The organism is Parvibaculum sp. (assembly GCF_035511255.1).
Taxonomy (GTDB): Bacteria; Pseudomonadota; Alphaproteobacteria; order Parvibaculales; family Parvibaculaceae; genus Parvibaculum.
The window spans coordinates 1-8,701 of sequence record NZ_DATKFR010000261.1 but is presented as its reverse complement, the minus strand read 5'-3'; the positions used below and the strand labels follow the sequence as shown (position 1 = coordinate 8,701).

Annotated in this window: 7 protein-coding genes and 1 pseudogene; 4 read left to right on the top strand and 4 right to left on the bottom strand. The window is 62.3% G+C overall.

Annotation, left to right across the window (positions count from 1 at the left end):
* Positions 1-208: 208 nt before the first annotated feature.
* Both VMR03_RS10450 and VMR03_RS10445 read right to left on the bottom strand, forming a co-directional pair.
* Positions 209-655 (bottom strand): Rap1a/Tai family immunity protein, encoded by a 447-nt coding sequence (locus VMR03_RS10450; protein WP_325404925.1) that lies wholly within the window; start codon positions 653-655, stop codon positions 209-211.
* A 190-nt stretch (positions 656-845) separates the two neighbouring features.
* Positions 846-2,267: a cytochrome P450 gene (locus tag VMR03_RS10445; RefSeq protein WP_325404923.1), complete on the bottom strand. Its 1,422-nt coding sequence runs from the start codon at positions 2,265-2,267 to the stop codon at positions 846-848.
* Positions 2,268-2,569: 302 nt separating this feature from the next.
* On the opposite strand from VMR03_RS10445, the gene VMR03_RS10440 reads away from it, so the two are divergent.
* Together VMR03_RS10440 and VMR03_RS10435 are read left to right on the top strand one after the other, a co-directional pair.
* Complete coding sequence (locus VMR03_RS10440; RefSeq protein ID WP_325404921.1) at positions 2,570-3,322, top strand: hypothetical protein; 753 nt, start codon at positions 2,570-2,572, stop codon at positions 3,320-3,322.
* Between the two features lie 79 nt (positions 3,323-3,401).
* The gene (locus VMR03_RS10435) at positions 3,402-4,073 is read left to right on the top strand and encodes a hypothetical protein (protein ID WP_325404919.1); all 672 of its coding nucleotides are present in this window, start codon (positions 3,402-3,404) and stop codon (positions 4,071-4,073) included.
* A gap of 15 nt (positions 4,074-4,088) precedes the next feature.
* On the opposite strand, the gene VMR03_RS10430 is transcribed toward VMR03_RS10435, so the two are convergent.
* Entirely contained in the window at positions 4,089-5,720 is a 1,632-nt protein-coding gene (locus VMR03_RS10430) for an alpha-amylase family glycosyl hydrolase (RefSeq protein WP_325404917.1), read from the bottom strand.
* A gap of 161 nt (positions 5,721-5,881) precedes the next feature.
* Positions 5,882-6,562 carry a TetR/AcrR family transcriptional regulator gene (locus tag VMR03_RS10425; protein WP_325404915.1) on the bottom strand — a complete coding sequence of 227 codons (681 nt, stop codon included), beginning with the start codon at positions 6,560-6,562 and terminating at the stop codon, positions 5,882-5,884.
* Between the two features lie 179 nt (positions 6,563-6,741).
* Here VMR03_RS10425 and VMR03_RS10420 point away from each other — a divergent pair, with 179 nt between their 5' ends.
* Both VMR03_RS10420 and VMR03_RS10415 read left to right on the top strand, forming a co-directional pair.
* The gene (locus VMR03_RS10420; RefSeq protein WP_325404913.1) at positions 6,742-8,040 is read left to right on the top strand and encodes a cytochrome P450; all 1,299 of its coding nucleotides are present in this window, start codon (positions 6,742-6,744) and stop codon (positions 8,038-8,040) included.
* 136 nt (positions 8,041-8,176) lie between these two features.
* Positions 8,177-8,701: pseudogene (locus VMR03_RS10415) on the top strand (hypothetical protein); the annotation flags it as partial.

The window sequence follows — 8,701 nt, the reverse complement described above, 5'->3', positions numbered from 1 at the left end:
GCGACGAGCGACTTGCCCCTCTGGACGACGTGCTGAGCGATCTTGGCGGCGCCGTCCGAAGCCTGAGCGACGACGAGCTGCGCGACCTGCTCGTGGCGCTCCTGTCGGAATGGCGCGAGCGGCGCGAAGCGAGTCCGACCTTTGCGAACTGATCGCGGGCGGCGCGCGGCGGGGCTTTTCCGGACAGGACCATTTGCCGACGCATCTTCTAATGCGTTGCTGCGGGTTTGGCGGTGCCGCCCTGCTTCGTTCCGCTTGCTGTACGTGGACATGCATATCCCCAGGCAAGGCTGGTCGCCAGATCGACGCTGGCAGGCAGATCCCTGATCTGGGGTTTCTGTTGCAGCAGAGCGAGAAAAATGATGCGAACCTTTTCGGCGGTGACGCCGCTCTGGGGCAGGCAGAAAGGGGCGGAGGTCAGTTCCCGGCGGACGAGACCGTAATGACCGAGAAAGCCCTGGATGTACGAGCCGCAGACGAGAAGCCGCTCACGTTCGGCGTTCTGGATGTCCTTCACATTGGCCGGATTCGCGCAGACCTGTTCAAGGTCGGAGCCAGTCTGCAGATAATAATGCTGCGGCTGGGTGTCCGCGCGGGCCTGTCCGGCCACGAGAGCGGCGAGCGCGCCGGCCGCCACGATGCAATGGATACGCATAATTTCTCTCCCTTCGTCTGGCCGAAGGCGCGAGCGGCGCCTTCTCCGTATGCCAATCATTGGGGAGACTCTATCAACTTGGCTCAGACAACTTGATCGCAATTCGTGTGGTTTTGTCGCCCTGTGTGATCTGACGCGAACCGTCTGCCGGTCGCGGCTGTGCCATTCGGGGACGGGGCGGCGATCGCCTTCAGATGTCGCCCGTTCTCGTCCTGGGGCTTCTGGCGCGCGCGATGGCCCGCAGGCGAACGCTTGGTCTGAGAACGATGCGGGCCTGGGGCATGACGTCCACGGTATTGATGACCCTTATATCCGTATACTGTGCATATGTGCCGAGAATCAGGACAGCCTCGAGCAGCGCGAAGCTCGCGCCGACGCATACCCGCGGTCCCCCGCCGAAAGGCAGATAGACATAACGTGGAAGCGCTTTTGCCCTCTCGTCGAGAAAGCGCTCGGGATCGAAGCGGTCCGGAGCGTGCCAGTAACGCCTGTGCCTGTGCATCACCCAGGGGGAGATGAGTACGGTGCGTCCGGCGCGCAGTGTAAGACCGGCGGGGACGTCGTCATCGGCGATTGTCGTGCGCATGATGTTGGCGACGATCGGATAGAGCCGCAACGTTTCGTCGAGAACCGCGCGGGTGTAGCGCAGCGACGGCACATCCTCCGCCGTCAGCGGGCGCCCCTCCGTAACTTCGTCGACCTCCCGCTGGATACGCGCAAGCGCATCCGGGTTGAGCGTCAGCAGATACCAGGCCCAGGAAAGCGTTGTTGCGGTCGTTTCATGTCCTGCAAGGAGAAACGTCGCCACCTCGTCCCGAACCTGCGCAATCGTCATTTCCCGTCCAGTGTCGGCGCGTGTCGCCTGCATGAGCCGTGTCAGCAGCGTGTTGCCGCGGCCGCCGTCATGCGCCTGCTGGATGATCTTGCGGGCGAAGACGTCGAGCTGCCTGCGACCTGGCTGCACCAGTCGCTCAAGGAAGCCATCGCGCAGACGCGGCGGCAGCAGGGCCGCGGCGAGGAACATCGCTGGAAATTTGTCGAGCGTCTGCGTCACCGTCTCCGCGATTCCTTCAATGTCGCCGGAGAGGTCGGAGCTCAGAATTGCCTCGCCGATGATTTCGAGCGTCAGCCGTGTCATTTCGCTGTCGATCGAGAAGGCGCGATTTTTTTGCAGGACGCGACCGACCGAGCGTCGCGCTGCGGCGGTGAAGAGCGGCGCGAATTCGCGCACGCTCGAATGCTGAAAGATTGGCGCGGCGAGTTTGCGGTTCTGCTTCCACACATCGCCCGATGCGGTGAGCAATCCGTCGCCGAGAAGCGGACGCAGGATCGCGAGCTGATTATCGTCCTTCGGATAGTTCTCCACATTGGAGACGAGGATGTGGCGGATCGTCTCCGGATCGTTGATGAGCGTTCCGCGGCCGGCATTTGCGACACCGATGCGGAAATCCGAATAGTCGCTTTCGTACCAGACGTCGGGAAAGGAGGCGATGAGGTTGGTGAGAAGTTTCGGCTTCAGCAGCGCGGCGGAGAGGCCGGGTGCCTTGCGGGGCGGCCTCGGCCGTGCCGGCAAAGGCGGTAGGCCGATATCCGATGCTTCATCGAGAGCCATGGGTTCTTTCCGGGCCGATTGCGACATGATGGGGGCGACACAAGCTGGTCGCGTCCCTCCATATGCGAAAGCGACCGCGTCTTAAGGAGTGCCGAACGGGCCAAGACGGGGATCATATCCGGCCACTGTCCCGGAATATTCCAGCTTCCAACAAAACCTCACTCAACCGCACACGGCTCTACACCATAATTCGCCGACGGAGCGTAGCGTTCACGTCAGATCACCTGAAATCGCGGGCTCACCCAGGTTGGGAGGAAATGATGATGAAGCGTCTACGGAATGTGTTACTCGCCACGAGTGCAATGGCTCTTCTGGCTGCGTGCGCCAGTGATGGAAATTCGGGCAGTGGCGGTGGTGGCGGCGGCGGCGGTCTTGGCAGCACCGCCGTTCCTGAACTCGGCCTTACCGGCGAGGGCGGTGCGACCGATGCGCTCGGCGTGTCGGCTCTCACCGATCCGCTTCTCGGAACGACCGGTCTTCTCGGCGGCGGCGGCGACGGCCAGGTCGGCGGCGCCATTCCCGCCGATGCACTCACACCGTTGTCGAGCCAGCTGGAGCCCGTGGCCGAGCAGATTGCCGCTGCGGTTCCGCTCGGCCTGATTACCGACCAGGTTCCCGCTCTTGGCGTCAATGGCGACGGCGGTCTGGTGGACGATCTCGTCGGCCAGGATCCGCTGACAGGTGTCGTCGGGTCGGACGGCCTTGTAGGCTCGCTCCTTGGCAGCGGCAATGACGGAGCGGTCGGAAATATCATCCCCGAAGGCACGATCCCGTCGCTGCCGACGGGGTCGGACCCGACGGCTGCCGTGACGGGTCTTGTCTCGACGGTCACCGGTGCGCTCGGCGGCGCCGGCGGTCTTCCGACGACCGGGACGCCTCTCGACTCGGTGACGGGCGCTCTCGGCGGTCTGGCCGGAGGCGGCTCGGATCCGACCGCCGCTGTCACGGGTGCCGTGGCGACTGTGACCAGCACGTTGGGCAGTAGCGGCCTGCCGGTCGACACGAGTGCGCTCGGCGGCGTTCTCACGACCGTGACCGGCGCATTGCCGAAGTAAGCGGCCAATGATCATTGAGAGGCGGACTTTCAGGTCCGCCTCTTTTTTTGCTCACTCATCGTCAAGCGGAGACCGGCACATGCTCCTCAGGAACACTTCGCTCTTCGTCGCGGCGTCGATCGCGCTTGCCGGTTGTGCGAGCGACGGCAACAGCGGCTCCGGTGGCGGTTCTTCGACATCCGGCAATCTGTCGTTGCTGGGTATCACGGTACCCGGCCTGTCGGGTCTTTCCAACGGCGAGCTGCTCCAGGAGGCGCCGGAACTCGGCGTTAGCGGCGGCGGCGGGCTCGCGGAGGATCTGCTCGGGCAGGATGTCGTCGCGAGTCTCGTCAGCAGCGGTCCCGGCCCGGTTCCGGGAGTCGTCGCAGGTGGTGAAGACGGGATACTCGGAAGCGTTGCCGATCCGTTGGCGCCGCTCTTGCCGGACCTGCCCGCGCTTCCCAAAATCGAGGCGCCTGTCTCGCTTGGCATCACCGGGCCGGGCGGACTCGTCGAGGATTTCGCCGGTCAGGACGTGCTCGGGGCCGCGCTCGGCGCGCCGGGCGGTATGGTGCCGACGAATGACGGTCTCCTCACGCAGACGCTTGCCGGCGGCGACGGCGGCATTCTTGGCAATGTCGTTCCGTCGGGCGCATCGTCTAGCCTGCCTCTCCCGGGGCTCCTGGCGTTGCCGACCGGTGCGACCCTGCCGACCGACACCAATCAGCTCACCCAGGTGCTTACCACCCTCACGAACATCTTGCCGAAATAGACGAGCAGGGGCAGGTCAGCGGGCAGGGCTTTCCGCAAAGCAGGCGCCGAAGGGCGGCAGCTCGATGCCGCTTCCGCCCTCGATGCGCTCAAAGCCGGCGACCTCGACCGGCGTCAGATCGGCGATGGGCAGGCTGTCGAGCCTGATGGAAGTATTGCCGAGATTGAAGGCGGCGAAGGCTTCTCGGCCGTGCTCGCTGTCCAGACGACGCAGCATCACCAGCGGGCCCGCGGAAGGCAGTAATTCCAGTTCGCCGCAACGAAGGGCGCGATTGCCTCGACGCCACCGCAACAGAGCGCGCGTGGCGGCGAGGCAGGAATGCGGGTCCGCTTCCTGCAGATCGACCGCGTGGCAGCGGTGCGCCTCTGGCATCGGAAGCCACGGGCGCGCGGTCGTGAAGCATCCGTTCGGCCGGTCGTGCCGCCAGGGCATGGGCGTGCGCGAACCGTCGCGGCCCCGGAATTCGGGATAGTAGGTGATGCCATAGGGATCGCGCATGTCGGCGAGGTCGATCTCCGCTTCGGCCAGGCCGAGTTCCTCTCCCTGATAAAGCGAGACGCTGCCGCGCAGGAAGAAGAGAAGCGCCAGAGCGAGCTTCGCGAAGGCGGGCGTGCCGTCTGGCGAGGGGTGCCAGCGCGTCGCGACGCGCGCCACGTCGTGATTGCTGAAGGACCAGCAGAACCATCCTTCCTGCTCTGCCGCCATGGCATTGTCGACGATCTGTTTCAGGATCGCGGCCGAGAACTCGCCCTTCATCACGCCGAGCGTATAGGCCATGTTGAACCGCGTGCCTTTTTCGCCTGTCAGAGCCTCGATGCGGTTGAAGGCGCCGGCCTCGCTCGAAATCTCGCCGAGCGTCAGCCGATCGTCATAGCAGTCCATGAAGCTGCGGATGCGCGACACCCAATGCGCGGTTTCGGGATGCATCATGTCGTGGATGTGGCGCTGCATGCGGAAGGGACGGAGCGGGGCCTGTCCGTCCTGCGTCAGCGCCGGCGGATTGTCGCGTAGCGCCGGGTCGTGGAGCATGAAGTCGACGGCGTCGAAACGGAATCCATCGACGCCGCGGCGGAGCCAGAAGTTCGCGCTCTCGAAGAGAGCGCCGACGACGGCGGGATGCCGCAGATTGAGCTTCGGCTGGCTCGCCAGAAAATGATGCAGGTAATATTGCCGTCGGCGCGGTTCCCAGGCCCAGGCACAGCCGCCGAAGACGGAGAGCCAGTTGTTGGGCGGGCTGCCATCAGGCTTCGGATCTGCCCAGACATACCAGTCGGCCTCCGCGCCGTCGCGCTTGCGGCGGCTCGCATTGAACCAGGCATGCTGGTCGGAGGTATGGCTCCACACCTGATCGAGGATGATCTTGAGGCCGAGACGATGCGCGCCTTCGACCACGCGGTCGAAATCCTCCAGCGTGCCGAAGAGCGGATCGACGGCGTTGTAATCGGCGACGTCATAGCCGAAATCCATCATGGGCGAGGTGAAGAAGGGCGAGATCCAGATCGCATCGACCCCCAGGTCGGCGATGTAGGGAAGCTTGCTTTCAAGACCCTTGAGATCGCCCACGCCATCGCCATTGCTGTCGGCAAAGCTGCGCAGGTAGACCTGATAGACGACGGCACCGCGCCACCATTCGGTGGTTTTCTGCATTGATCCTCAACTTGATTGTGCCGTGACTGCTTTTTTCCGCGCCCGCAATTTCAGCAGGAACCGCGCGCCCGTTCAACAACGGACAACCGTTGCGCAGCGCTTCGCTTCTCGCTCGCTTCCGTCGGATGATGGAGCCATTTACGGGGCGCGCTGCGCCTCGTTCAATCCGGGTCCCGTAATATTGCCGCGAAGAAAGCATTGAACAGGAAGGCAGCTTGTTTGATCAGGGCCCGGGATGAAATTCGGTCTTCCTCGAGAAGAAGTTCATCGACGGCATAGCCGAATTCGGCGGCAAGACGCAGTCGCTTGAAAAGCAGGTCCTCATTCAACTCCGGCCGGAGCTTTCGGGCGACGGCAAACATTTGCTTCGTCATTTGCCGTTGCGACTGAAGCCTCAAATGAGAAAGCTGGGGCAGGGCGCGCATCGCGCGCATCGTCCATATGCCGCCCGGCTCGCTCGCCACAATGTCAGACGATATCCGGAACCATTGCTCCAGCACCGCGGTATTGTCGGCCTCCGCATCCCATATCTCATCCCGGGCGAGCCATATGGCAAGGGCGTCCATCGATCTCGTCAGAAGACGCTCGGCAAGAACCTCGAGAATCTCGTACTTGTTATTGAAGTATCGATAGAAGGTAGGCGGCGTAAGCTCTGCCCGCTCGCAAATCGCATTGGACGACAAGCGTTCGAAGCCGACCTCACCAAGCAAGATTCCGGCTGACTCCACAAGCCTGTTATAGGTCTCGACAGCCTTGTCGGACGCTGGCGGCAAACGGTCGATTTCGCCCTGCTTGTTACGCCTGCTTTTTTTCAATGGACGCTTCGCACCTGGTTCGGTCATTCGACCCGCCGCCTGTCTCGATTGCGGTGTTTCAAGTTAGCGGCGCTCTATTCATAGAGCAATCGTCCAACCGCATTGACAACCCATATAATAGTTTTTACTATTTTTTGTCCCGTACGATTGAAAAAATCGCATGATTGACCGCGTTCGAGCGCGGATGAATTTAGCGTGGTGTACTGATGGAATCGACCGACAATCCGCCGCAGAGGCTCGAAATAAATTCATTGCCCGCCGTCGAAGACTTCGGCTTCACGGGAGGGCGGCAAAGTTTTCGAGCCTTTTGCGAGGCGGCCTTCAGACCGGGAACGCCGCGCTTCATGCGCAATGCCGACGGCAATTTGGTAATCTTTCGGCATAAGGACGTGAGGGCGTTGGCGGTTCGCCCGGAGGTGGGCGCTGTGCCGCCTGGTGTTCAGTTTTCTCACATCACGGACTTTTCGACCATCGAACCCGGCACGATCGGAGGGGGCCTCGCCGAAGTTCTGAAGAATCAGATCTTCACGATGAATCCACCGACACACACCATCCTGCGCAAGATCCTCACGGCTCAGGTGGGGGCCAAGTCGATGGGAGAGCTGAAGGAACTGGCGAGCAAGGTCGTTGACGGCATCTTGTCCGAACTCGAGGGGAGAGACGAAGTCGATCTTTCGAGGGACGTGGCGGAGAAGCTCACGGCCCGTTTCTGGGGCGCCGTTCTCGGCATGACGCCCGAGGAGACAGAGGACATGGTCGCCCATGTTCAGGGTTTGTCGCCCATGTTCCATGTCCTGCACACATTCGAGGAGATAGCGCAGGCAGATGCGGCGGCACTACGCTATGGCCAAACGATCAGCACCGCTGTCTCGCGCAGTCTTGCCTCCGGCGGGTGTCCGATGGCCGAGCGTGTGGCGGCGGGGCTCGATAAAGTGGATTGTCCGGACGATCCATATCGCAACGGCATGGTGCCAAAAGACGCCGGGGCGTTTTTTTCCGGGAATCTCGTGGACGGATTTCACACGGCGGCTCTGGGCGCGACCAATGCGATCTATGTGCTTGTGCAAAATATCGAAGCGCTTGGCGGTCTGCCGATTGCCCCGGAAATGATTTCCTCGGCAATCCGCGAGGCATTGCGCGTCGAGCCGCCGGCCATATTGCTGAACCGCCTCGTACTCGAAGATTTCGTCTATGACGGAATGCTGATCCCGAAGGACACGGTCATCGCCATGATGTGGGGGGCGGCCAATCACGATCCGGAGGTATTCCCGGACCCCACCCGGTTCGACATCAACCGCTCATCGCGGGAGCTTACGACATTCGGCGGCGGCATTCACATTTGCGCAGGCCTGCACGCAGCGCTGATGTTGATACAGACACTCGTCGAACGGCTGTTGAATGGAGATCTGGATATCGAGTTTACGTCCGAAGTCGAGTGGATGGAGAATTATCTGATGTGCCAGATGAAAGCTGCGCCGCTCAGGATAACGAGGCGCGCGATCTAAAGTCCTCCATAAGGTTGCCGATCACGTGCCCGCATGAATGAGGCACGACCGCAGACACCTTCCCAGCAACGCGCAATCGCCGCGTCGCGCCTCGCTTGCTGTTCGTGGTAGAAGGAGTGCGGGAGGATCACGAGCCATGAGAGATGAAAATGCGGTGCTCGGCGGCTACCGGGCCGTTGCGCTGATCTACAACGCGCTGATGACGGGGCTGGTGCTGACGCTTGTCACGCGCAAGGGAGCGGGCGAAGCCGCGCGCTTCGTCAAGGCGCATTTCCGCCGGCAACATCTCGAGAAATTCCTGCCCGGACTGAAGAAGCTCGGCCTCGATGCGCTGCCGGATGCGGTCGCCTGCGCGCAATATCATTACTTCTCGAATGCGTTGGGCGGCGTGAAGACGGAATATATTTACGAGTCCGATCGCAAGGCCTGGGTGCGTTATCCGCCACCGCGCTGGATCTGGCAGGGGACCGCGATCTGCGCCATTCCATCGGAGGTGAACGAGGCCATGCTGCATGGCTGGCACGGGCACAATGGCGTTTCGCTGGGCAATCCGCGTCTCGGTTTCGTCTGCACCGGGCAGACGGTCGAAGGTGCGCCGGGGCTCGAAGGTTACTACTTCGAATATGACCGCGAGATCGCGCCGGAAGAACGGGTGCGATTT